Raw genomic sequence first — 25,380 nt, 5'->3', positions numbered from 1 at the left:
TCATGGGGCGCGGCGTTCGTTCGCCGTCACGCCCACGCGGCGTCCCACGCCGGCTGCGCGAACCACGTGGCGAGGAACGCGACGAGCCGCGACGTGCGCGCACTGCCGCGCGCCTGCTGGCGCAGCACGTGAATCGTCGCCTGCTCGGGCGCCGCCGCGTACTGCGGCAGCAGCGCGCGCAACCGTCCGTCGCGCAGCGCGTCCGCCGCGAGCCAGGTCGGCAGGTGCGCGAGACCGAGCCCGTCGATGGCCGCCTCGAGCAACGCTTCCGAATGATTGCTGCGAAACCGCGGTTGCGCCGGCACGTGACGGCGCTCGCCGAAGCGCCACGCGCCGGGCGGCGGCGCGCCATGCCACGCGAGACAGTCGTGGCTGGCGAGCGCGTCGGGCGATGCGGGTTCGCCGCACCGTGTGAGATAGGCCGCGCTCGCACACAGCACGCGCCGCTGCGGCGCCAGCACCGTCGCGACGAAACGCGTGTCCTCGAGTGGGCCGATGCGCACCGCGAGATCGACGTCGGAGCCGAGCCGCGCGCCCTGCAGGTCGACCATGCTGTCGGTCAGCACGAGGTCGACCTGCAGCGCCGGATAGCGCTGCATGAACGCGGCCAGCGCGGCCATCAGGTGCCGCCTGCCGAAGGGCGCCGGACAGTCGACGCGCAGCAGCCCGCCCGGTTCGTCGTGCTGGCTGTGCAGGTCTTCCTGCAATCCGCGCAGCTCGGCCAGCATCCGGGTCGCGCGCCCGTACAGCAGTTGCCCGGCCTCGGTCGGCCGCAGCGCGTGCGTGGTGCGATGCAGGAGACGGATGCCGAGCTGCGTCTCGAGCCGGTCGATGCGCCGCGTGACCGACGACGCGGCGACGCCGAGCCGGCGCGCGGCCGCCGAGAAGCTCTGCTGGTCGACCACGTCGACGAACAGCGCGAGGTGCGGGGAAAGGAAGTCGTCCATTCGTGAGCCTGCGAATTTGGCTATGCGGAAAACGCAAAGCAATCATCCGCCTTTGCACGTTTCCGCGTCAAACCGGGCCCACTAGACTGCATTCACCGGTTTCATCCGCCGCACGCGCCGTGCCCGCCGGGCCGGGCGGCCGGCATCGTTCATGGAGATCATCATGCGCAGCATCCGCTTCGACACCCCCGCCGCCGACATCGAGTCGCTCGACGCGCGCGTCCGGGACATCGCCCCACCCGTACCGGCCGACGGCCAGATGCTGATCGAGGTGCGCGCGGCCGGCGTGAACCCGAGCGACGTGAAGGCCGCGCTCGGCCGCATGCCGCATGCGGTATGGCCGCGCACGCCGGGGCGCGACTGGGCCGGCATCGTGCGCAGCGGCCCCGACAACTGGATCGGCGCGCCGGTGTGGGGCTCGGGCGGCGATCTCGGCGTCGGGCGCGACGGTTCGCATGCGGAATGGCTCGTGCTGGACGCCGCGCACGTGCGCCGCAAGCCGGGCGTGCTGACGCTCGAGGAGGCGGCCGGCGTGGGCGTGCCGTTCGTCACCGCATACGAGGGCCTGCGCCGGGCCGGCATGCCGACGGCCGACGACGTCGTGCTCGTGTTCGGCGCGAACGGCAAGGTCGGCCAGGCCGCGATCCAGCTCGCCACCGCGCGCGGCGCGACCGTGATCGGCGTCGAGCGCGGGCCCGGCGACTATCGCGGCCATGCGTCGGGCGACGTCCCCATGATCGACGCACCGAGCCGGACGGTGGCCGACGCGGTACGCGAATTGACCGGCGGCCACGGCGCGGACATCGTCTACAACACGGTCGGCAGCCCGTATTTCGAAGCGGCGAACGCGTCGATGGCGATCGGCGCGCGGCAGATTTTCATCTCGACGATCGAGCGCAGCGCGCCATTCGACATCTTCGCGTTCTATCGCGGCCAGCACACGTTCGTGGGCATCGATTCGCTGCAGCTCGGCCCGGCCGCGGTCGCGCAGATCCTCGACACGCTCGCGCCCGGCTTCGGCAACGGGACGCTGCGCCCGTTCCCGATCGGCGACGACTACGTGTACCCGCTCGAGCGTGCGCACGACGCGTATCGCGCGGTGCTGGCCGGTGCGCGCGAGCGCGTCATCCTCAAGCCCTGACACCGAACCCCACGGGAGACCGCCATGATGGATTACGTGACCTCGCTCGCGGTGGGCGTCGGCGTCGGTGTGTTGTACGCGCTGCTGCACGTGCGCTCGCCGGCCCCGCCGCTCGTTGCGCTCGTCGGCCTGCTCGGGATGGTGATCGGGGAACGCGCGATCGCGCTGCTGCGTTGATGCGTTGATGCGTCGCCCGATGGCGCGCTAGCGATCGTCGCGGCGCCGGAACGCCCACCACGCGGCCAGCGCGGTGAAGCCGGCAACCAGCAGCACCATCAGCCAGAAGCCGTGCTTGTTCTCCGAGAACGGCACGCCGCCGACGTTCATCCCGAAGAAGCCGGCGACGATGTTGATCGGCAGCGCGATCACGGTGACGAGCGTCAGCGTGAACAGCGTCCGGTTGTTCTGCTCGTCGAGGCGCGAACCGATCTCTTCCTGCAGCAGCTTGATGCGCTCGTTGAGCCCCGCCAGATCGGCGAGCACCAGCGAGAACTCTTCGGTCGACTCGCGCAGCTCCTGCACGTCTTCCGTATGCAGCCACGCGGGCGGCTTCGCGAGCAGGCGGAAGATCGAACCGGGTTCGGGCGCGAGCATGCGCTGCAGGCGCGTCAGCGTGCGGCGCATCGCGCCGAGCTCGATGCGGCTCGACGTGAGCCGCTGCGACAGGAAGCGATCCTCGATGCGGTCGACGTCGACGCTCGTGCGCCGCATGATCTGGATCAGCAGGTCGGCCTGGTCGCGCAGCAGGTGCACGAGCAGCTCCGCGGGCGAGCGGAACTGCTCGCCGTCGCGCACGCACGCGCGCAGCGTGTCGACCGAGCGCAGCGGCTTGAGCCGCGCGGTCACCATGATGCGCCGCTCGACGTGGACGAACAGCGTCGCGATCTCCGACGGCGTGAGCTCGAGGTTGAACATCACGTCGTTGACGATCGCGCGCAACGCGCCGTCTTCCTGCTCGATGCGCGTCGAGCGCGAGCCTTCGTGCAGGAATTCGAAGAAGCTGTCGGGCAACCCGAGATGCGTGCGCATCCAGCGCTCGCTCGCGCCGTGCGCCAGATTGAAATGCAGCCAGACGAAATCGCCCGATGCGGCCGCGCCGTGCTCGCGGCAGGTGCGCAGCCATGCGGCGGCCGCGTCGGCATCGAGCATCGCGCCGGCGCTGCCCGGATCGAAGCGGAATCCGCACACCATGCCGGACGTGTCGGCGCCGTAAGTCTGTACGATCAGGTCCATCGTGTCGAAGGTGGTGCGGCGCGCGGCGCGCCGCACATCGCGGGTCGCGGGCCCGCGCCGGGAAAAGAAAGGAGACGTATGCCCGACGGGCGTGACGCGCTCGTGACAGTGTCACACGGCATCATACCGGCAGCTTCTCCTGCCCCAAAAACAACGCGCCGCCCACTGGGCGGCGCTGACCGGAAAGACCTCGTGACGCGCGCGGCATGCGTTACTGCCGCGTCTCCGACTGCGCGGCGCTCGGGCACGCAGGGTCCTTGCCCCAGTGACCGTCGCACACGCGCCAGCGGCACAGCTGATCCTCGAAGAAACCGCGCTCCGAACACGCCTTCACGCGCGACGCCAGCGAGCCGCCGGTCGTTGCCGACGCCTTGGTCGGCACGGCCTGCGCCTTCTCGGCGGCGAGTTTCTTGTCGGCCGGCTTCGTGCGCGCGACGAGCGCGGCAAGCAGATCGGCATCCGGATCGTCCTTCCCGGCCGCCTTCGCGGTTCGGGTCGGCGTCGCTTCGCGGCGCTTCTTCGCCTGCGCGAGCTCGGCCTGCTGTTCCTTGCGATGCTTGCGGGCTTCGGCCTTCGTATCGGCCTTCGCCTCGGTTTTCGTGTCGGTCTTGCCGTGAGCGGCGACCTTCGTGCTCTTCGACGCGTCGGCCTTCGCCGTCTTGGTCGTCGCCGCTGCGGCCGCCGCGGTTGCGGCGACGCCAGCCGCCGCCGCCGTGCCCGAGCCATCGTCGGCGCCGTTGGCGAGCGCGCGCGACAGCCGGCTGTTGTCCGCCGCGGAGGCGGCGGAAGCCGATGCGGATGCAACGGTCTGGGACGCCGAGTCGTCGTTGACGATCGTGGCCGGTTGCGCGGCCGATGCGGCGGACGCGCCGTTCTGCGCGACCTGCACGGCGGCGCCGCTGGCCGGCGCGGCCTTGTCCGGCGCAGCCGCCGCGGGTGCCGTCGCGGCCGCCACCGCGACGTGCGGTTCGCCCGACGACTGCTGCATGCGCCATGCGCCCCAGCCGCCGACGGCCACGACCAACGCCACCACGGCGGCGATCGGCGCCTTCAGCGAACGGCGCGGCGGCTCGGCGGGCGGCGTGACACGCCCTTCCAGATCCGCGAGAATGCGCGACTGCCGAGGTCCTCCCTCGCCTGCCGGTTTAGTATCGGACAGCAGGCTGGGCGGAGTTTTCGAATTTGAATTTTCCGGCGCACTCATTCAGCGTCTCATTGAATCCTGGTTTAATTCACCGCGATAATATAGCCCGGCCTCTCGAAGCAGCCTGATTCTAAGAGCAAGCATTGCAAAACACAATCAATTCCAATTTCCGGGGATTTCTTTGATTGCCGTCGCACTCGTCGCCTATTTCACCCTCGCCGTCGCCGTTGCGGCACTGTTGCTTTTACCGGGTATCCGCGCGACCGTTTTCGAATCCGTGGCCCAGTTTCACGGCCGTCTGACGCGCCGTGCGAACGAGCGCGCCGCACGCACGCGCAGTCAAATTGTTAAATCGGCAACCGTGACGCGCGGCGCATTAAGCGACGTGCAAAATTTACTGGTTCGGCGGCGCTTGATGATTATGGTGTCGGCAGGTATTCTTGCGACGCCGCCATTGGTGGCCATTGCGTTACGCGGTCGGCAATTATTTCAGTACGACGACACGGCGCGCGTGCCCGACGAGAAGATCGCCGCGCTGTTGCAGGGCGAACAACTCGTGCCGCCGCCGCCGTTGCCGCCGGAAGTCTTTGCCACGAAGGAAGTCGAACAGATCCGCCCGGCGCTCAAGGATGCAAGCCGCGACTGGAACCTGCTGGACCCGGATTTCCGTACGCGTTTGCTGCTGGTCTACAAGATCATGCACGAACAACATGGCTATGAAATGGCGCTGCTGGAAGGCTACCGGAGCCCGGAACGACAGAACCGGCTCGCGCAGATGGGCACGAACGTGACCAATGCGGCGGCCTTCCAGAGTTATCACCAGTTCGGGTTGGCGGCCGACAACGCATTCCTGCGCGACGGCAAACTGGTCATTTCCGAGAAAGATCCGTGGGCGATGCGCGGCTACCAGTTGTACGGCCAGGTCGCCGAGCAAGTCGGCCTGACCTGGGGCGGCCGATGGAAAATGATGGATCTCGGGCACGTGGAATACCATAAACCCGGTTTTAAACTGGGACGCGGCAGCTAGTCAGGGCTGCCGGACAAGAAATAATGAGGGCGGCATGGGGCTTTTTAATCACCCGGCAGGAAACGATTTGGGCGGCGCAAACAATCGGGCATTCCGGTGCGCGATTTTTTCCGGCCGCCGCTTCCGTTTTAAATCTCACAGCGTCCTTTCGTTAATGCGCGCGCCTTCTCCGATGCCGCGAGCGCATTGATGCCAGCCTCCTTCACCCCGTTTGACAGCATGGCGACACATCGCGGCGCCACCCTTGCCGCTCGACGCGCCTGCGTCGCCTCACCGAATCGCACCGGAACCCTGAACGTCCTATGCAACGCATCCTCAACGTGCTGACTCATCCGCGTACGCTCTCGATCGTCGGGATCGTCGCGCTAGCGGCCATTCTGTTCATCGTCGCCGACATGCTGCAACTGCCGCTCCTGTGGGCGGCGCTCGCGTTCGCGGCGGTCCTCGCGCTGTGGCTCGTGGTCGCGCTGTGGCGCCGCTGGCGCGTGAAGCGCGCGAACCAGCAGCTCGGCCAGGTGCTGGAAGAACAGGCGGAAACCGGCAAGATCGCCGCACCGGCCGCCGCCGCGCTCGCGCCGGACGCGAAGACGGCCGACCTCGACGTGCTGCGCACGCGCCTGTCGGATGCGGTGAAGACGATCAAGACGTCGAAGATCGGCCAGGTGTCGGGCGGCTCCGCGCTGTACGAACTGCCGTGGTACATCGTGATCGGCAACCCGGCAGCGGGCAAGAGCAGCGCCGTGCTCAATTCCGGCCTGCAGTTCCCGTTCGCGGACAAGAACAGCGCCGTGATCCACGGCATCGGCGGCACGCGTAACTGCGACTGGTTCTTCACGACCGAAGGGATCCTGCTCGACACGGCCGGCCGCTATTCGGTGCACGAGGAAGACCGCAGCGAGTGGCTCGGCTTCCTCGGGCTGCTCAAGCGCTACCGTCCGAAGGCGCCAATCAACGGCATCATCGTCACGGCCAGCATCGCCGAACTCACCGGCAATCGCCCCGAATTCGCGATCAACCTCGCGAAGAACCTCCGTCAGCGCGTTCAGGAGCTGACCGAAAAGCTGGAAGTGTTCGCGCCGGTCTACGTGATGTTCACGAAGGCCGACCTGATCACCGGCTTCACCGAATTCTTCAGCAGCAGCGACAAGCACGAGTACGACCGCGTGTGGGGCGCCACCCTGCCCTACGAGCCCGACGACAAGCGCGACGTCGTCGCGCAGTTCGACACGCACTTCGAGGAACTCTACGAAGGGCTGAAGGAAATCAGCGTCGCGCAGCTGTCGCTGTCGCGCGGCAACCAGCTGTCGCCGGGCCAGTTGAGCTTTCCGCTCGAATTCTCGACGATCAAGCCGTCGCTGCGCGCGTTCCTCGCGACGCTGTTCGAGAACAACCCGTTCCAGTACAAGCCGATCTTCCGCGGCTTCTACTTCACGAGCGCACTGCAGGAAGGCGAAACCAACAGCGCGGCCGCGCAGCGCATCGCGCACCGCTTCGGCCTCGACGGCAGCGCGCTGCCGAAACCGCACAGCGCGTTCTCGAAAAACGGCTTCTTCCTGCGCGACCTGTTCTCGAAGGTGATCTTCGCGGACCGCCAGACGGTGCGCCAGTTCGCGAGCCCGACCAAGACGCGGCTGCGCTACGCGACCTTCTTCGGCTTCGTCGCGGCGCTCGCGCTCGCGCTGGGCGGCTGGACCTGGTCGACCATCGGCAACCAGCAGCTCGTAGCGAACGTGCAGGCCGACCTCGACAACGTCACGCGCCTGCAGCAGGGCCGCAACGACCTGCAGTCGCGCCTGCAGGCGATGGACATCATCGAGGACCGGATCGAGCAGCTCGAACAGTTCCGCCGCGACAAGCCGCTGTCGGTGTCGCTCGGCCTGTACCAGGGCGACCGTCTCGAGCAGCACCTGCTGACCGAGTACTACAACGGCGTGCGCCAGATCCTGCTGGCCCCGGTGTCGCAGAACCTCGCGTCGTTCATGAAGGACGTGAACGCGCACCCCGAGCAGCTCGTGCCGATGACGCGCCCGCCCGAATCGGGCGCCGTGCAGGGCGGCACGCTGCCGGTCTCGACGAACGCGGCAGGCGCCGCGCCGCAAGCCGGCGCCGTGCTGGCCGCATCCGGCACCGCGCCGGCCGCCGCCCCGCAACAGGCGGCCGCGCCGCAGGGCGGCCTCTACAGCGACGCGTCGCCGACCAACGTGCAGGACGCATACAACGCGCTGAAGACCTACCTGATGCTGTCCGACAAGCGTCACGTCGAACAGGCGCACCTGACCGACCAGCTCGCCCGCTTCTGGCGCGGCTGGCTCGAGACGAATCGCGGCAACATGCCGCGCGACGAGATGATCCGGAGCGCCGAGCGCATGATCTCGTTCTACCTGTCGCGCGTGAACGACGACGACTGGCCGATGATCGACGCGAACCTCGCGCTCGTCGACCAGACCCGAGAGAACCTGCGCCGCGTCGTGCGCGGCATGCCGGCCCGCCAGCGCGTCTACGAGGAAATCAAGGCCCGCGCGTCGACCCGCTTCGCGCCGATGACCATCGCGCGCATCGTCGGCGACGGCAACCAGGGGCTCGTGGCAGGCAGCTACGCGATTCCGGGCACGTTCACGCGCGAAGCGTGGTTCGACTACGTGCAGCCGGCGATCCGCGATGCGGCGACCAAGGAGCTGCAGGCGAAGGACTGGGTGCTCAACACGTCGACGCAGGATGACCTGACGCTCGAGGGCAGCCCCGAGCAGATCCAGAAGACGCTCGTCGGCATGTACAAGACCGAGTACGCGCAGCACTGGCAGAAGTTCATGCAGGGCATCGCGGTACAGGGCTTCACCAGCTTCGGCCAGGCCGTCGACGGGATGAACCGTTTGGGCGACCCGCAGGATTCGCCGATCCGCAAGATCCTCGAGACCGCGTACGACCAGACGTCGTGGGACAACCCGTCGCTCGCGAACGTGACGATCAAGAAGGCGCAGACGGGCGTCGTGAACTGGGTCAAGCAACTGTTCACGCGCTCGCAGGCCGGCCAGATGGCGGCAGCCAACATCGACATCAACGGCAATCCGGCCGAGGTGCCGATGGGCCCGATCGGCCAGGAATTCGTCGGGCTCGCGCGGATCGTCGCGACGCATGACGGCACGTCGATGCTGAAGGGCTACATGGAGTCGCTGTCGAAGGTCCGCACCCGCTTCAACGTGATCAAGAACCAGGGCGACCCGGGGCCGGGCGCGCGCCAGCTGATGCAGCAGACGCTCGACGGCAACGGTTCGGAACTCGCCGATTCGCTCAAGCTCGTCGACGAGCAGATGCTGACGGGCCTGACCGATTCGCAACGCAAGTCGCTGCGCCCGCTGCTGGTGCGGCCGCTGATGCAGGCGTTCGCGGTCGTGATCCAGCCGGCCAGCGCCGAAGTCAACAAGGTGTGGAACGCGCAGGTCTACCAGCCGTTCCAGAGCTCGCTCGCGACCAAGTACCCGTTCGCGGCGAACGCGAAGGTCGAGGCCGGCGCCGGCGAGATCGCGCAGGTGTTCGGCCCGGACGGCTCGATCGCGAAGTTCGTCGGCACGACGCTCGGGCCGCTCGCGGTGCGCCGCGGCGACACGCTCGCCGCCCGCACGTGGGGCGACATGGGCATCGGGCTCACGCCGGACTTCACGAACGGCTTCGCACGCTGGGTCGCGCCGCTCGCGGGCGGCGCCGCCGGCAGCGCGGCCGCGTCGGCCGAACCGCAGACCGTGTTCCAGATCCTGCCGCAACCGAGCACGGGCACGACGGAATACACGATCGCGATCGACGGCCAGCAGTTGCGCTACCGCAACACGCCGCCGCAGTGGACCAACTTCGTGTGGCCGAACCCGCAGGGCGCGCCGGGCGCGACGCTGTCCGCGACGACCTTCGACGGCCGCACGGTGCAGCTCGTCAACGAGCCGGGCCGCTACGGTCTCGAGAAGCTGATCAACTCGGCGCAGCGCAAGCGCCGTCCGGACGGCACCTTCGACCTGACGTGGGCACAGGGCAGCGTGAACGTGTCGGTGACGATGCGCATCATCAGCACGTCGCAGCCGTCGGCCGGTGGCGGCGACCAGCCGCAGCAGCAGAGCCTGCGCGGCCTGCAGCTGCCGTCGTCGGTCGCCGACGCGAGCGCGGGCGCCGCGCAGAATGCGACGCAAGCCGGCGCCGGCACGCCGGGCGCCGCGCCGGCCGTCGCGGCCGCCAACGCAACGAATGCACAGAGGGCGCAATGACGCAAACCGTACAGGCGCAAATCGCCTACTTCGGCAAGATTCCGTCGCGCGGCGACTTCGTGAAGAGCGCGCACAATCCGCAACTGCTGCAGACGCTCGATCGCTGGATCGCGCAGGCGCTCGAGCTGCTCGCGGAAGATCCGCGCTGGAAGATCGTCTACGAGGATGCGAAGCCGATGCATTTCGCGTTCCTCGGCTCGCGCAGCAAGCTCGCGATTGCGGGCCACATGGTCGCGAGCCACGACGTGTCGATGCGCCGCTTCCCGTTCCTCGGCGCGACCGCGCTCGAGGTCGACCGGCCGCTCGCGTTCCTCGCGCGCAGCCCGCTCGCGTTCGCGCGGCTGTGGTCGCGCGTCGCCGCGCAGATCCCGCCGCTGCTCGGCAAGGACGAGCCGCCCGGCGCGCTGCAGGCGCTCGGCGACACGCAGGTGCCGATCGACATCGGCGGCCCCGGCACGTCGCATGACGGCACCTTCAACGATTTCGTCGAACACCAGACGCTGTACGGCCTGCAGGAGATGCTGCTCGAAAGCGGTCATCCGGTGCGGCTGCGCGGCGCGATGCTCGCGCTCGGCTCGCTGCTGCGCCCGGTGATGCAGAGCGGCTCGTCGCACATCGAACGCGGCCTCACGCTGCCGCTGCCGGTCGACCCGTTCTACCGCAGCCTCGTCGCCGCGTTCTGGCTCGAACTGATCGCGCCGTTCGTCGCGCAGGCCGACTTCGAGCTTGCGATCTTCATCGGCACGATCGCCGAACGCGAACGGCTCGTCATCGGCTTCAACGGCGCGTCGGCGAAGACGCTGCTGAGCGTCGTCGACCCGCAGACCTACGCCGCCCACAACATCGACATCGACGATCCCGAGTGGATCGACGCCCATGCGCAAAACGATCACCAGATCAGCAAGCTCGTCAGCTACCTCGAACAACCGCAACTCTCGCTGCGCGTCGCCATCGACGCGTTCCGCGAAGCGTTCATCGGAGGCTGACGGCATGCATCGCACGATTCAGGTCCGGCGCGCGCGCCTGTCGGCCGCCGTCTCGCCCGCCCTCGCCGCGCTGTTCGCGGCCGGCCTCGTCGCGAGCGGCGCGGCCTTCGCGCAGAACACGGGCGCGACCGTCACGCCGGTCGGCAACGGCACGGTCGCGACGACCGCGCTGCAGCAGGCGAACCCGAACGCCGGCGGCGCGTCCGGCACGGTGGTGCACGGCACCGCCGGCACGATCGCGCCGCCGCCCGCGAACGCGACGCCCGGCCAGGTGGTGGTCGGCGGCAAGGTGCCCGACGAGGCGACCAAGGCCGCCGTGCTGCAGAAGCTGCGCGACACCTACGGCGCGACGAACGTCGTCGACCAGGTCGAGGTGGGCGACGTCGCGACGCCGCCGAACTGGAGCGCGAACGTGCAGAAGCTGCTCGGCGCGCAGCTCAAGCAGATCAGCAAGGGGCAGTTGAAGATCAACGGCACGCAGATCGAGATGAAGGGCGAGGTGCACAACGAGGCGCAGCGCCAGCAGCTCGCGAGCGACATGGCGAACACGCTGAACCCGACGTACACGATCAAGAACGGGCTGCGCGTGTCGGCGTCCGAACAGGGCGTGCTCGACCAGACGCTCGCGAACCGGACGATCGAGTTCGAGACCGGCAGCGCGACGCTGACGCCGCAGGGCAAGCTGATCCTCGACCAGATGGCGGCCGCGCTGGCGAAGATGCAGAACCGCACGGTCGACATCATCGGCCACACCGACAACTCGGGGAACCGGACGTCGAACATCGCGCTGAGCCAGGCGCGCGCGGATGCGGTGAAGGGGTATCTGATCACGAAGAGCATTCCGCCGCAGCAGATGACGACGACGGGGGTGGGCCCGGATCAGCCTATTGCGCCGAATGATACGGCGGATGGGCGGGCCAGGAATCGGCGGATCGAGTTCCGGGTGGGGCAGTGACCGGGGCGACGGCCCTCTTACACGGGCCGTGCGCCGATTCCAGCGCGCCCGAGACGCGATCGATCCGATTCTCTGGCGAGAGGGCGGACACTTTGTGGCCAACCTCGCTCGTCGGAGACGATACGTTCGACGTCACGCGACATTCGTCCGCAAGAAAATGCGGCCTATCCGGTCACCAATACACGTTTGCCACGCTCCTTCTCGATCCGCGTGGGCAAAGCGACCATCAATACGTAGTTGCGCACGAGCAAGCTGACAACAACAACGCCAGCGGCATGCTCATTACGGCCAAAAACAGTAGCACGCCGTTTGCCCCGAAACTCGATGAAAGCAGGCGACTCAGTATCAGGTAAAGCGGCGCCAGTCCGAACACGATATGTCGGCCAAATTTCGGGATGGCGGAAGGCTCCTTGTGGTGCCGCTCGAACTCCGTTACTCCGCGCTGAACGTCATAAATGACGACCTCCCCGCGATCGTCTAATACGTTGCCGACAAAGGGCGTTGCCTCGATCGTATGACGCACGCTCCGGTACGCTATTGCCGCCCAGAAAATGTTAAGTACGATGCCGCCGATCAATCCCGGCCACCGCGCCAGGTCGGGTATAGGCGCAAAGATGAAGAAGCAGAAATATCCGAATATGCCGAAAAAGTAGTACGTCGCGAACGTGCCCAGCGACATGACGAGTCCGTAAGCGAACAACTCGTTCGTACCGCGATATCTCACATAGACGAGCAGGAGTCCCGTGCAGCAACCTAATGCAACCAGAACGCCGATCCTCCAGGGCCAGGTCGACATTGACAATTCGTCCGTATAGGCGGCATACGATATCCCTGCGCCCAGCAACGGTAACACCAAGCACAGCGGGACGGCTTTCCTCACCATCTCGAACACGTGATCAGGCCGGAGTCGATCAACACTCTTCATACATACGCCGCGACGTCACTGACCGCCCCGCGCTTTCGTATCACCTGGTTTGATTGCCGTTGCGGCGCTCACCCGCGCTAGAACGATGCGTCACGCGCCATCAGCACAGGCTTTCGGTATTTTCGCTCCATCGCGTGCGGCAACTGGATCATCGTCACCCCGACCCGGATCATGACGCCGATTAACCAGAGCGACGCGGGGAAAGTGATTGCTGCAACAAAGAACAGTACGCCGCCTGTCCCAAAGTACATCGACAGCAACCGACTGAGCACCAAAAAGAATGGCGCAAGCGCCATGACAATCCATGAGTGCCATTTGACGAACGGGCTACGCTCTGCATATGCGGCGTCGAGAGTCTCGAAGAAGTCCTTCCGGCAGACGATCGCTCCGTCATCGATGTCAAACGCCCTGCCCTCGAAATCTGAATGTGCGATATGACGCGTCAGTGCGAGGTAGGAATACACGGTCCAGTAGACGCTCAGCCCGCCTCCGATCGCCAATCCGGCAACCCGTGCAAAAACTGGCATCGGCGCGAAAATGAAGTAGTAGAAGTAAAAGGCGATCCCGATCAACGCATAGGCCGACAGCAAACTGACCAACCTGAGCCACCCATAGACGATGAATTTGTTTGTGCGTCGGCACACGAGCCAGCAAATCACCGGCGTCGCCACGCACGCCACGGCAATTGCTACGCTGATTTGGCCGGGAAGACTAGAAACGCCGTAATCGAATTTGTAAGCGGTAAACGCGAGCGCAATCGCTAACGCGTTCAGCAGAATCCCGGCCCATACGGTCTGCGCAATGACCGGTGACAGCGACTTCCCCGCGCCGCGGGCGACAGCCTCGTTCGTCATGGCACGGCTCCAAACATCGGCGAGTACGGGTTGTAGTCCTTGGGCATGTATTTTTCGTAGCCGACCATGACACTCACGAACTAATAACAACCTTCCTTCCCGTCTTTTTTTCGAGCTTCAATGGCAAGTACACCCGAAAAAAAATCGACCGCACACAGGCATTCCCCAAAATCCAGATAGACATCGGAAAGCCAATAATCGACAAAATTACGCACAATACATGAGGACCAACGCTTTCACCAAAAATATGATTTGCACTCAACCCAAATGCCGCAGCAAAGGGTGAGGCATAACCGATCATTGCAAGCAACGAGCCTTTAAGAGGATTTCTTGAAGTTAATTTGTCAATATACCCCCCAAGGAATTCCTAAATACAAAGCCCTCACTACTTTCGTAATAAATCGTGCCGACAATCGATTCACTCTTCACAGCCCGACTAAAATCCAACCAGACTTTGAGCGAGTGCCAACCAATAATTAAAAAACAAGCCACAATTACCAGAGACCTCAACATCACCGGCATCACATATGATACATAGAACAACCACACCAATGAGATCATCAACCACGGAACCATAGCAAATAGAGAAACAACACCCTCGACCCAAAGCCTACGAGATCGTCGATTTGCGATGTAATGGATGAACAAAACAGCCGACACACACAGCTGGACAATCACAACTGACTTCCATAACGACCCCGACATCACGCCCATTTGAGAAAACACATAATAGATTCCAGCCACAAGCAAACCAATAGCCAACTCTATTACGGCTAACTTCCCATGAAAATCTATCGGAGAACCGTCATCGACGGCCCCCTCATCAACATTTGACTCGATCATTGCCAGACCAAAACTCGCAAAAAATTCAATTAACGATTAGGGAAGCAACAGCCATTGCGACCCGGAATAATAATTGCCGTAGTCCTTTGGAAGCTTTTCCTCGAGCACTCTGCCCGCCCTGCGTACCATACCATCGATTTCGTCCACGATAGACTTCGGATTATGAAATAGCAGTTTTACGAATTTCTTCCCACTGGCATCGAACAAGTAATCGACAAGCAAGCCTACGCCCAAAATTAGAACAAAACCCCCGATTGCCAAAGCACCAACAGTGACGCCTGTTGCAGCGGCCATAGCGACTATACCGGCATTGATCAGGCTTATCGCAGCACCAACCAATGCTGACTTGAAAGCATCCACCAACAATATTGCCATTAAGTCTCGAAAGTCCTGATTCGAGTCCGAAAACCATACAAACGCATCGATTCCCGCCCCAATAAAGAATGCGATCAGTGCATTGCCGGAAAACGATTCCTTGGCCGCATTCCACGCCGCAGCCCCTACTGAGGACAACGATCCGGCCCCGCCGGCAATCATTGCCAACTTCGTGCCGGGCCGCACTTCCCGTGCATAGCCAACCAGAAGAAACCCCAGAGTCTTCCAATCTTCGGGAACGGTAGAGAACGCGAGCACCGTCTCACCGCCCCGCTTGATTAAAAAGAAGGATCTCTTGAAAAAATCTCTTGCCCATGGCTCGTTTCCGTACCATGCATCCCTCACATAGGCTCCAATACTCCCAGCCTGTGCCAGAATCCAATTCCTCGATATAACATCGTGAGGATTGCCCTTGAATTCGTAAGGTTTATCGCCTTCCTTGAAGAATTTGGTGGCCCAACCTGGCTCATCCACCCCAGCATTCCGCTTTATCGAGAATAGATGAACTGAATATTTTATTTCTCGCCCATCTGCGGAAACATTTAATGCCTCGCCTCGGACAACATTGCCAGCACCCGAGATCGTCGTTTTCGACCGGAACGGACTATCACTCAGCAGACTGGATACATCATCTTTGGGTTGCGCCCGGCGGGCCCGTTCGAGAGCGGACATCAGGGATGGCGCCGCGACCGCATTGCCGAGGACTCCGGCGTCCGAAATCCGAATCAAGTCCTTAGCCCACTCCTTGTCGTTGTGGAGCATGATCAGGACCGGCGCCGGCTTATCCTTTGGGTCATCGGTGCAGCCTTTTGTGCAGTCCATTTTGGCAATCGGATAGTGCCCAAGCACCTTATCGCCCTGCTTCAAAATTAGGCTCCCCTCGAACGTACGTCCGAGCCAGATGTGGCATAGCTGCCCATCGTTGAACGTGGTCTTGCCGACATTCGCCTTCTGCCTGGTGTCATAAAAGCGCCCAGTGGGTCGATCAGGATGCGTCGTCGTGACGGTGTACGTCGCACCCGACTGAAGCTTGACGTCGAACACCACGTCCCGGTGTTTGCGCAACAACACAGTCAACTCCGTCTCGGCCGCGCACTTGACCGGCTCCCCCGGCAGATCGATACAAACTTGATGTTGAACAAGCGCCTTGCCACCCATGTTCACTCTCCCATCCGCTTGACCTGACTGGCCACGAACTCGTCAAAATCGATGTTCTTCAATTCCGCCTTGCCTTCCGCGTCTAGCGCGACGCTATGCTCGGTCCCGTCCTCGGTCGTGAACTTGATCGGCTCCCCATGCGGCACGTTGCCATCGGCATCCACGTAGCGAATCCGCATATCCGCCTTCTTGCCTTCCGCCTTGAACGTCTTGTGCATGCTCGTCGGCCCGCTGAACGCGTGCTGCCCGCCCTTCACGTCGATCTTGCCCGGCGCATGAATCTCGATGTTGCCACCCTTGATTCGGACATACGCACCGCCCGACGTCAGCAGAATCTCCTCCTTCGCGACGCCTTCGATCGTTGCCGTCGCAGACAGGAGTTTCACCGTCTTCTGCGCGATCATTTCGACATTGTCGTTCTGCGCCTGGATCTCCACCGCCCCTTTACCGGCGAACAACTTCATCCCGGCGTTCTGCGCGAACAGGCTGATGCGATCCCGGATGCCGGCGATCAGCGATTTCCCACTGGTCACGAACGTGCTTTGCCCGCTGACGATATTGGTCTGCTGCTCGCTCGCCAGATGCACCGACTGCTGCGAAGCCATCCCGATCCCCGCCGGGCTCGCGAACAGCATCACGGGTTCCTTGAACGCATTGGCATTCCCCGTTCCGCCGCCGGCCGTCCTGCCGCCCCCCGAGGCCGCCCCTGCCACGCTGTTCTGCGTCGCATCGGCGAACTGCTTCAGCGCATCGCGACCGGTACCGAGGCTCTCCGCCTGATGCATCTCGCCGACCTGCGACATCGACTCGATCAACCCGCCCGCACTGCCAAGCTGCTGCTTTGCCTCGCTCGCGTCGAGCGGCTGGCTGTTCGCCTGCTGCGGATGCGTCGTCACGTACAAGCCCTGGCCCGCACGCAGCGCGCCGTACGCATCCGTGCGCAGATCGAAACCCGAGCCGAGATACGCACCGCGCGTGTTGCCGTTCTGCTCGATCAGATAGCCGAGATGAAGCAGCGAATTCGCGCTGCTGCTGAACAGGCGCGCGCGGTTCTGCCCAGTCGCGTCGTCGAGCACCATCTCGTTGTGCCCCGACCCCGCATACTCCTTCGACCGGAAGCCCGACAGGAGCCCGTCGCTATGCCATTGCGGCTTGGCCGCCCCGTTGTAGACACGATGCATGACGATCGGCCGATCGCAGTCGCCGCCGATGTAGCCGATCAGCACTTCCTCGCCGACGCGCGGAATATGCACCGCGCCGTAACCGCCGCCGGTATCCGACTGCACGACGCGCATCCAGCACGATGCCGTCTCGCGGCCTTCGCTCTGCCGGTCCCACACGAACATGACCTTGATCCGGTTCAGCGCGTCGGTATAGACCTCCTCCCCCTTCGGACCGACCACGACGGCCGTCTCGAGCGGCATCGCGGGCTTCCGGTGCTCGAACGGGCTGCGATACGGCACGCTCGCGCGCTGCGCCTCGACCTCGACGAGATAGAAGCCGGCGGAGCCGTCGTCATGCCCGACCTCGAACGCAACCCCTTTCCCGTGCCCGGCCTTCACCTGCGCCAGCGGGTCCTGCAGGCTATGCGGGAAACTTGCTTCGTGGTCGGAGGCCGGCAGATTGTTCTCGATGTAACGCGTGACGCCGATGGCCGCGAACTCGCGGTCGTTCGCCGCATCGCGATCGTGCTCCGGATGGTCGACGAGAGTGAAACGCCGGCCGGCGTCGATCGAACGCACGCCGCCCACGCCGAAGAAACGCTTCGCACGCGACTCCCATTCCTCGAGGCGAATCTTCGACAGGTGTTCGCCGCGGTCCTGCGCCGGATACGTGTAAGCGCCGGTGTATTCGTAAATTTCCGCCTGATCGGGCAGCTCGCCCTGCCCGCTTTTCGTCGGCAGCGACGTGCCGTTCGGATTGCCCGCCGACGACGGCGACTTGTAGTCGAAGGTGCGCGTCGTATGCAGCGTGCTTTGCAAGGTCCGCGACGCGGTCCATTGCGTGAAACCGGCGGTTTCGGTGCCGCTGCCCGAGCGATCGAATCTGACGGTATTCGGCGACAGCGCGTCGACGGTATGCAGGTCGTCGGTGATGACGAACGTGTGCGCCTTCCCGTCTTCACTGTGCCGCCAGAAACCGAACAGCCCTTCGTCCTCCATCAGCCGATGCACGAAGTTCCAGTCGGTTTCGCTCTGGCGGCAGTACGAACGGGACGGCAGCGGCTTCGACAGCGCGAACCGGTATTGGCCCCGGGCCTGCGGATGCCTGTCGAACACGTCGGCGAGGATCGCGTCGACCGGCTGGTCCTGCCAGTACCGCATGTCGCTACGGAACTTGAGGAAGTGCATCCACGACGCGAAGCGCAGCTGGTAACTCGACAGGCCGCCGTCGGCACCGAGCCGCCGCGCCGTGTGGATATAGCCGTTGATCGGCTGATACGACCTGTCCGCCTGCTGAATCCACAGCGTGATCGGCTGCGCGATCAGCGTCTTGAGCTCGACGTCGCTCGCGGTGGACACCAGATCGAGCGTTACGCTGAAATCACGGCCGAGCTCCGAGCGGGTTACGGCGCGACGCGGCACGAGCGCATTGTTCGGCAGCGACGGGATGTCCGTCTTCAGCAGCCGATCCTGCTGGATCAGGCCGCCACGAATCGCCTGGGCCAGTTCGGTCACGTTCATGCGTCACCTTCTTCTTGTTCATCGCGAGCCCGCCGGGCCCGCGCTCTCAGGTCAAAAAACGATCGTTCACGCCTGCTCGTCGGGCCTCACCCCCAGCAGCTCGCGAATGTGCGACAGCGAGCCGTCGTCCTTCACGACGCTCTCGAGCCACTTGTGCAGCGGCATGTCGGCCCACTCGGCCGCCTTGTCGGCGAGATACGCGACCGGGCTGTGCGGCTCGGTCTGACGGAAATAGCGCGCCACCGCGCGCAACTGGTCGACGGCCTGCGCGCGGTTCTGGATGCCGGCGATCATCTGCGTCACCGGCGGACGCGAAGCGGTCTGCTGCTGCACGTGAGTCTCCTCGGTCTGGATCGGCTGGCCGAACACCGGCTCGATGCGTTCGGGCTGGGCCTGCGGCGCCGCCTGCGCGTGCGGCGCGCTGCCCGTATAGCCCTGTTCGCGCGCAAAGCGCTCGGCGAGCCGGTACACGGTCTCGAACGCGTCACGCGCCTGCCGGAAGCTCGGCGCCGAATCGCCCGCGCGCTCGACGAGCCGCTCCTCGAACGCATCGAGCGCGAATTCGAACGCCTTCAGGTTCGCCAGCAGCGCCGTGTAGAACGCGATCGACGTCACGCGTCGCGACGCGTCGATCTGGTCGATCGACGGCTTGCCGTGCGCGATGTCGTCCGCGTGTTCGGGATCGCGCTTGATCGACTGCGCGACGTGCTGCGCGACTTCCCAATCGAGCGTGCTGAACGCATTCGATGCGCCGTCCGTCAGCGGCACCGCGCGCAGCAGCTCGGCCGTGCGGCCGGACAGCCACGCGACGTTGCCGAGCCGGTGCTCGATGTCGTCGTCCTCGGGCAGCGGGTGGAAGGTGTCCCAGAAGTCGCGGCACAGGCCTTCGAGCAGCGCATAGCCTTCGGTGAGGCCCGTGATGCCGTCCTCGAGCGCGAGCGCCTCGGTCAGCCACACGGCGAGCCGCAGGTCCTTGGTGCGCGTGCGCAGCAGCTCGCCCGCATGGTCAACGACGAAGCCCCAGTCGGCCTCCTTGATCTCGGTTACCCATTCGCCCTGGTCGAGCGTCGGGTCGTCGTAGCGCCGCGCGTCCTGGATCGCGTCGAATTCGTTCGAAAACAGCAGGTCGTCGCCGCTGGGCGACGCATCGCTGATCGGCGTCAGCAGCTCGGGGAGATTGATCGGCATGGTTCAGTGAATCCGTTGATGTATCAGATGTCGCGTGCGGGGGCTCATTCGACGGTGTACGCGAATTCGCCGGCCTCGTCCGCGCGCACCGCGATGCGCGCGATCGCCACGCCGTCGGCGATCCGGCCGAGCACGTGGCCCGCGATCTCCGGCAGCAGCGTGCCGTTCAGGATGTGGTCGACGTTGCGGGCGCCCGAGTCGACCTCGGTGCAGCGCGCGAGCACCGCATCGACGAGCGACTCGTCCCACTCGAACGCGGCCTTGTGGTTCGCCTCGATCCGGCGGCGGATGCGTTCGAGCTTCAGCTCGATGATCTCGGCCAGCACGTCGTCGGAAATCGGGTAATACGGCACGACTTTCATCCGGCCGAGGAACGCCGGCTTGAAGGTCTTGTACAGCTGCGGGCGCAACGCCTCGGCAAGCGCGTCCGGATCGGGCAGCTCCTCGGCCGGCTTGTTCAGGCAGGCCTGCATCACCGCGGCCGAGCCGACGTTCGACGTCAGGATGATCAGCGTGTTGCGGAAGTCGATCTCGCGCCCTTCCGCATCGTCCATCGTGCCCTTGTCGAACACCTGGAAGAACATCTCGAGCACGTCCGGGTGCGCCTTCTCGACCTCGTCGAGCAGCACGACGGAATACGGGTTGCGGCGCACGGCCTCGGTCAGCACGCCGCCTTCGCCGTAACCGACGTAGCCCGGCGGCGAACCCTTCAGGCCCGACACGCTGTGCGCTTCCTGGTACTCGCTCATGTTGATCGTGACCATCTTGCGCTCGCCGCCGTACAGGATGTCGGCCAGCGCCAGCGCCGTCTCGGTCTTGCCGACGCCCGACGGCCCGACGAACATGAACACGCCGCGCGGCTTGTTCGGGTCCTCGAGGTTCGCGGTCGCGGTGCGCACGCGCTGCGCGATCGCCTCCAGCGCATGGTCCTGGCCGATCACGCGCGCGGTCAGCAGCGGCTGCAGGTTCAGCACGGTGTCGATTTCGTCCTTCACCATCCGGCCGAGCGGAATGCCCGTCCACGCGGCGACGATCTCGGCGACGACGTGACCGTCGACCTGCAGCGGCACCATCGGCTCGCCGCCCTGCAGCGCGTGCAGCGCCGCGACGCGTTCGGCGAGCTTCTCGCGGGTGGCCTGCACGTCGACCGGCTGGCCGCCTTCCGACGGGCCGCGTGCCTTGTCAAGCGCGTCGCGCAGCTCGGTGATCTCGGCGACGATCACGCGCTCGGCCTCGTAGCGTTCCTCGTCCTTCGCCAGTTGTTCGAGCGCCGTGTCGCGCGCGCCGCGCAGCTCGCCGAGCCGCTCGTCGTGCGCCGCACCGCCCGCCGCCTCGCGCTCCAGCGACGCGATTTCCGCATCGATGCGCTCGATGCGCTTCTTCGTATCGTCGATCGCGGCCGGCGTCGCGCTGTGCGCGAGCGCGACTTTCGCGCACGCGGTGTCGAGCACGCTGATCGCCTTGTCCGGCAGCTGGCGGCCGCTGATGTAGCGATGCGACAGGCGCACGGCCTCGGTGATCGCATCGTCGAGAATCCGCACGTTGAAGTGCTTCTCCATCAGGCCCGACATCCCGCGCAGCATCGCGGCGGCCAGCGGCTCGCTCGGCTCCTCGACCTTCACGACCTGGAAGCGTCGCGCGAGCGCCGCATCCTTCTCGAAGTACTTCTTGTATTCGCTCCACGTCGTCGCGGCGATCGTGCGCAGTTCGCCGCGCGCGAGCGCCGGCTTCAGCAGGTTCGCCGCGTCGTTCTGGCCGGCCTGGCCGCCCGCGCCGATGATCGTGTGCGCCTCGTCGATGAACAGGATGATCGGGTGCGCGCTCTTCTTCACCTCGTCGATCACGCTCTTCAGCCGGTTCTCGAACTCGCCCTTGACGCTCGCGCCGGCCTGCAGCAGCCCCATGTCGAGCACGTGCAGCGCGACACCGCGCAACGGCGGCGGCACGTCGTCGGCCGCGATCCGCAGCGCGAGCCCTTCGACGACCGCCGTTTTGCCGACGCCGGCCTCGCCGGTCATGATCGGGTTGTTCTGGCGGCGGCGCATCAGGATGTCGATCGCCTGGCGGATCTCCGCCTCGCGGCCGATCACCGGGTCGATCTTGCCGTCGCGCGCACGCTGCGTGAGGTTGGTCGTATAGGTGTCGAGCGCGGGCGTCTTCGACGGGCCGGTCGCAGGCGCAAAGCCGTCGGCGGCCGGCGCGACGTCGCTGCCTTCGTCGTCCGCCTGGCGCGGCTCGGCTTCGCTCGAACCGGCCATGATTTCGTCGAACTTGTGCTTCAGGTCCGTCACGTTCATTTCCGCGAAGCGCGACGACATCCGTTGCGCGAACTGCGCGAGATCCGGCGCGGTCAGCAGCGCGAGCAGCAGGTGCCCGGAACGGATGCGGCCGAGCTGTGAATCGAGCGACGCGATCAGCCACGCCTGCTCGAACAGCGCGATCAGGTGCACGGAGAACACCGGCGTGCGCGTGTTGCCGGTCTTCAGGCGCGTGAGCTCGCGTTCGAGATCGGCGTGCAGCGCATGCGGATCGACGCGGCTCGCGCGCAAGGCGAGCGGCAGGTCGCCCGTCGCTTCGTCGAGCAACGCGAGGAACAGATGCTCCAGATCGACCTCGTAGTGGCCGCGCGCCAGGCACGCGCTCGCCGCACGCTCGGTCGCGTGGCGGCACAGCGGGTTCAGTTTCGTGATCAGGGTCTTCAGAGGCGTGCTCATGGCGTCGATCTCAGGTTCGATTGCGTGTTGTTGTTAGGGTCTCAGTGAATCACGTGCAGTTCGTAGCGGGCGTCCGAGCGATCCTCCAGTGCGTCGCGCGTGCACAGGAACGCATCCCAGCCGAGCCGCGAGCCCGCGCCGAGCACGCTCGCGCCGACCTCGGTGCGCTTGAGCACGAGCTTCACCTCGTACTCGAGCGTGACGCCGGCGAGCAGCGTCAGCATCCGCTCGAGCGCGACGGCGTGCGCGCCGCCCGGCAGGAACGCCTCGTAGTCGCGCTTGGACAGCGGGCCGACGACGATCCGCGCGCGCATGTCGCGCTGCCACACGCGCTCGCCGACGAGCGCCGTCGCGCCGAGCACCGCGTTGACTTCGCCGAGCACGCTCAGCTGATCGGGCGGCACGTCGTACCACTTGCCGACGAACTGGTCGATCTTCACCGGCACGCGGAAGTAATCGGACAGCGTGCGCTGCAGGTAGGCGGCCGACATCGGCCGGTGCCGCGCCGCGAGCGCGTAGCCGGCCACGGCTTCGTCGAGCACGCCGCCCGGGCCGGCCGCGAGGCTGTCGCGCACCTCGTCGCTCGGCACGCCCGCGATCGCGAGCAACAGCGGCAGGTAGCGCTCGTCGCGGTCGAGCTCGTAATGGAACGGCAGCCGGTATTTCTTCCACGCCGCATAGAACAGCGCGGTCGCGCGATTCGAGAACACGTCGAAAAACGCGCGCGCCGCATGGTCGCGCCGCAGGTGCTCGCGCGCGACGATCTGCTCGGTGTAGTGCAGCGGCAGCGCGCCCTGCCCGCCGAGCAGCCCGAAGAACGCGGGCGTCAGCTCGACGCGGCCGAGCTCACCGGCGGCCAGCGCGGTGCCGCGCTCGTCGTCCGAGTTCAGCGGCGCGCCGTCGTCGTCGAACGAACGCGCGCCTTCGATCTCGCTCGGCGGGAAGCCGAGCGACAGCGTGTTGCGGAATGCGATGTGCTGCGCGACCACGTCGCCCTGCCGCCACGCGCCGGGCGCATCCGACGCCTGCCGCGCGAACAGCCCTTCGAGCACCCGCACCGCCTGGAAGAACTCGAAGCGGTGCGGCTCGTCGAGCAGCGCGTCGACTACGCCAGGATCGATTCGCCGGTTCGGGGCTTGCATCGGATGATCTCCTCGCCGGTGCGCTTCGACACGACGACCAATTGAACGAAACTGTTGAGGTGGACGTACAGCCCGAAGAAGCTGTCGAGCACGCGCACGAACGACGCAAGGCTCGCGCCGACGAAGTGCTCCTCGTCGATCGTCAGCCGGATCTCGATGCCGCGCACGAAGGTCGCGAACGGCTTGCCGGGCAGCCACTGCACGGCGCCGCGCTGCTCGACGCCGGCCAGGCCGTCGATCTGGCGCATCGACACGGCCGTGCGCCGCAGGTCGTACAGCGTCAGCATCTCCTTCAGCGGCGCGAGGCCGTGCGCGACGAGCGACACGTGGTTGAGCGCGAGGTGCGACACGAGCCGCCAGTGCGCGGCGCGGCCGCGCTCGAAGCGCACGCTCTGCGTCGGGCGGCGCAGCAGCGAGATGCCGCTCGTCTGCGCCCCGCCTTCCTGGAACAGGTCGCCGCCGTCGAGGCCGAACGCCAGCATCGAAGGCAGGTCGCGGTTCGTGCAGGTGAGGTCGAGGCTCAGCGTGTCGGTCTGCGGCGACGTCGGCTCGAAGTCGATGTCGACGATCGAGATCTCGGTTTCATAGCCGGGGCTCTTCTGCGCGACCCAGTCGTTGCGGCGCGCGAACCAGTAATGGCCGATGCGCGCCGATTCGCCGTGATGCAGCGAATAGAACGGCCGGAATTCGATCACCGATTCCTCGTGCGCCTGCTGCCGGACGAGCTTCACCGAGTCGATCGAGTACACCTCGTACGCGAACGCACGCCGCGCCTCGGCGATCACCGGATACGACACCGCGCGGTGCGTGATGCGGATCGGCTCGCCGTGCTGGCGGAACAGGTTGACGATCGGCGTGCAGAACAGCCGGAAATGGCTCGCCGTCAGCAATTCGAGCAGGCGCGCGATATGCGAATCGCTGCGCACGTCCTGCAGCACCAGATGCAGCGTCGCGCGCTGGCAGCGGCCCGACGCGCGTGCGATCGCCGCGAGGTCGAAGTCGACGAAATCGAACTTGTCGGGAAACGCGAAGTATTCGGTGAGCAGCCGGTACGCGGGATGCGATTTCGCCGGATAGTCGATCAGCGCGTCGTCCTCGGCGAAGCCGGCCTGCGCGATCGGCAGCTTGCGCAGCGCTGTCCAGCGGCCGTTGCGTTCGGGCTCGACGTACGCGCCGAGCACGTTGACGAACAGGCAGTCGGTCAGCGCGGCGACGAACGACTGCTCGCCGTGCAGATGCGCGCGCAGCGTCGACAGCTTCAGCGCGCCGAGATCGAGCTGCGCGGCGAGCGATTCGAATGTGATCGAGATCACGCCCGTCGCGTTCGACGGCAGCACCGTCGCGCTCGGCGCGAGCGCGACCGGCGTATAGCGCGCCTCCGAGATGCGGATCGGCGCAAGCGTCACGTCGTAGGCGGTACGGAACCGGCATTGCACGCCGCGGATCGGACGGCTTTTCAGCTCGGTGCCGCGATCGATCACGACCGGTTCGGTCTGCTGGCCGGGCGAAGCCGGCGTGAACTGCGCGATCGAGCACGACGGGAACGGCCGCAGGTAGTGCGGATACAGCACTTCCAGCAGCGCTTCGGTGAATTCCGGGTAATCGTCGTCGAGCTTCTTGTTGATGCGCGCGCCGAGCAGCGCGAACGACTCGATCATCCGCTCGACGTGCGGATCCTCGCAATGCTCGCCGGACAGCGCGAGCCGCGCGGCGATCTTCGGATAGCGTTCGGCGAAATCTCGCGAATAGCGCCGCAAAAACGATAATTCGCGTTCGTAATACGGCAGCAATTCTTCCATCGACGACCCCGAACCTCA

Annotated in this window: 16 protein-coding genes and 1 pseudogene; 6 read left to right on the top strand and 11 right to left on the bottom strand. The window is 65.5% G+C overall.

All coding sequences use genetic code 11. The annotated features are described in order from the left end of the window. Positions 1–26: 26 nt before the first annotated feature. Positions 27–947 (bottom strand): LysR family transcriptional regulator, encoded by a 921-nt coding sequence (locus SY91_RS04590; protein ID WP_023475744.1) that lies wholly within the window; start codon positions 945–947, stop codon positions 27–29. Between the two features lie 163 nt (positions 948–1,110). On the opposite strand from SY91_RS04590, the gene SY91_RS04585 reads away from it, so the two are divergent. Both SY91_RS04585 and SY91_RS04580 read left to right on the top strand, forming a co-directional pair. Next, a complete protein-coding gene (locus SY91_RS04585) occupies positions 1,111–2,088 on the top strand; it encodes a zinc-binding alcohol dehydrogenase family protein (RefSeq protein ID WP_043887256.1) in 978 nt (325 codons plus the stop codon). 27 nt (positions 2,089–2,115) lie between these two features. Beyond that, positions 2,116–2,262 (top strand): annotated as a pseudogene (locus SY91_RS04580) (DUF1427 family protein); the annotation flags it as partial. 30 nt (positions 2,263–2,292) lie between these two features. Here SY91_RS04580 and SY91_RS04575 read toward each other — a convergent pair. Then, positions 2,293–3,321, bottom strand: a complete 1,029-nt coding sequence (locus tag SY91_RS04575; protein ID WP_043887255.1) for a transporter — start codon at positions 3,319–3,321, stop codon at positions 2,293–2,295. Positions 3,322–3,532: 211 nt separating this feature from the next. Continuing rightward, on the bottom strand, positions 3,533–4,525 hold the full coding sequence (locus SY91_RS04570; RefSeq protein WP_185921095.1) for a phage tail protein: 993 nt from the start codon (positions 4,523–4,525) through the stop codon (positions 3,533–3,535). Positions 4,526–4,646: 121 nt separating this feature from the next. Here SY91_RS04570 and SY91_RS04565 point away from each other — a divergent pair, with 121 nt between their 5' ends. The 4 genes from SY91_RS04565 to SY91_RS04550 all read left to right on the top strand — a co-directional run bounded on the left by SY91_RS04565 (position 4,647) and on the right by SY91_RS04550 (position 11,680). After that, positions 4,647–5,492 (top strand): M15 family metallopeptidase, encoded by an 846-nt coding sequence (locus SY91_RS04565; protein ID WP_011546566.1) that lies wholly within the window; start codon positions 4,647–4,649, stop codon positions 5,490–5,492. A 302-nt stretch (positions 5,493–5,794) separates the two neighbouring features. Next, the gene (tssM, locus tag SY91_RS04560) at positions 5,795–9,739 is read left to right on the top strand and encodes a type VI secretion system membrane subunit TssM (protein WP_185921094.1); all 3,945 of its coding nucleotides are present in this window, start codon (positions 5,795–5,797) and stop codon (positions 9,737–9,739) included. Beyond that, on the top strand, positions 9,736–10,725 hold the full coding sequence (gene tagF, locus SY91_RS04555; protein ID WP_006477085.1) for a type VI secretion system-associated protein TagF: 990 nt from the start codon (positions 9,736–9,738) through the stop codon (positions 10,723–10,725). The genes tssM and tagF overlap by 4 nt, the downstream gene beginning before the upstream one ends. Before the next feature lie 4 nt (positions 10,726–10,729). Beyond that, positions 10,730–11,680 carry an OmpA family protein gene (locus tag SY91_RS04550; RefSeq protein WP_023476226.1) on the top strand — a complete coding sequence of 317 codons (951 nt, stop codon included), beginning with the start codon at positions 10,730–10,732 and terminating at the stop codon, positions 11,678–11,680. 226 nt (positions 11,681–11,906) lie between these two features. On the opposite strand, the gene SY91_RS04545 is transcribed toward SY91_RS04550, so the two are convergent. The 8 genes from SY91_RS04545 to tssF form a co-directional block, all read right to left on the bottom strand. Continuing rightward, positions 11,907–12,605 carry a hypothetical protein gene (locus tag SY91_RS04545; RefSeq protein WP_260632417.1) on the bottom strand — a complete coding sequence of 233 codons (699 nt, stop codon included), beginning with the start codon at positions 12,603–12,605 and terminating at the stop codon, positions 11,907–11,909. A gap of 77 nt (positions 12,606–12,682) precedes the next feature. After that, complete coding sequence (locus SY91_RS04540) at positions 12,683–13,459, bottom strand: hypothetical protein (protein WP_023476225.1); 777 nt, start codon at positions 13,457–13,459, stop codon at positions 12,683–12,685. Between the two features lie 879 nt (positions 13,460–14,338). Then, positions 14,339–15,835 carry a hypothetical protein gene (locus SY91_RS04535; protein ID WP_023476224.1) on the bottom strand — a complete coding sequence of 499 codons (1,497 nt, stop codon included), beginning with the start codon at positions 15,833–15,835 and terminating at the stop codon, positions 14,339–14,341. A 2-nt stretch (positions 15,836–15,837) separates the two neighbouring features. Beyond that, positions 15,838–18,519, bottom strand: a complete 2,682-nt coding sequence (locus SY91_RS04530) for a type VI secretion system Vgr family protein (RefSeq protein WP_023476223.1) — start codon at positions 18,517–18,519, stop codon at positions 15,838–15,840. A gap of 66 nt (positions 18,520–18,585) precedes the next feature. Continuing rightward, the gene (gene tssA, locus SY91_RS04525) at positions 18,586–19,707 is read right to left on the bottom strand and encodes a type VI secretion system protein TssA (protein WP_023476222.1); all 1,122 of its coding nucleotides are present in this window, start codon (positions 19,705–19,707) and stop codon (positions 18,586–18,588) included. 44 nt (positions 19,708–19,751) lie between these two features. After that, positions 19,752–22,421: a type VI secretion system ATPase TssH gene (gene tssH, locus SY91_RS04520; RefSeq protein ID WP_023476221.1), complete on the bottom strand. Its 2,670-nt coding sequence runs from the start codon at positions 22,419–22,421 to the stop codon at positions 19,752–19,754. Positions 22,422–22,462: 41 nt separating this feature from the next. After that, a complete protein-coding gene (gene tssG / locus SY91_RS04515; protein WP_011694123.1) occupies positions 22,463–23,563 on the bottom strand; it encodes a type VI secretion system baseplate subunit TssG in 1,101 nt (366 codons plus the stop codon). Further along, entirely contained in the window at positions 23,527–25,362 is a 1,836-nt protein-coding gene (gene tssF / locus SY91_RS04510) for a type VI secretion system baseplate subunit TssF (protein ID WP_023476220.1), read from the bottom strand. The genes tssG and tssF overlap by 37 nt, the downstream gene beginning before the upstream one ends. Between the last annotated feature and the right edge of the window lie 18 nt (positions 25,363–25,380).

Source organism: Burkholderia cenocepacia (assembly GCF_014211915.1).
GTDB classification, from domain to species: Bacteria; Pseudomonadota; Gammaproteobacteria; order Burkholderiales; family Burkholderiaceae; genus Burkholderia; species Burkholderia orbicola.
This window is presented reverse-complemented; position numbering and strand designations above follow the sequence as displayed.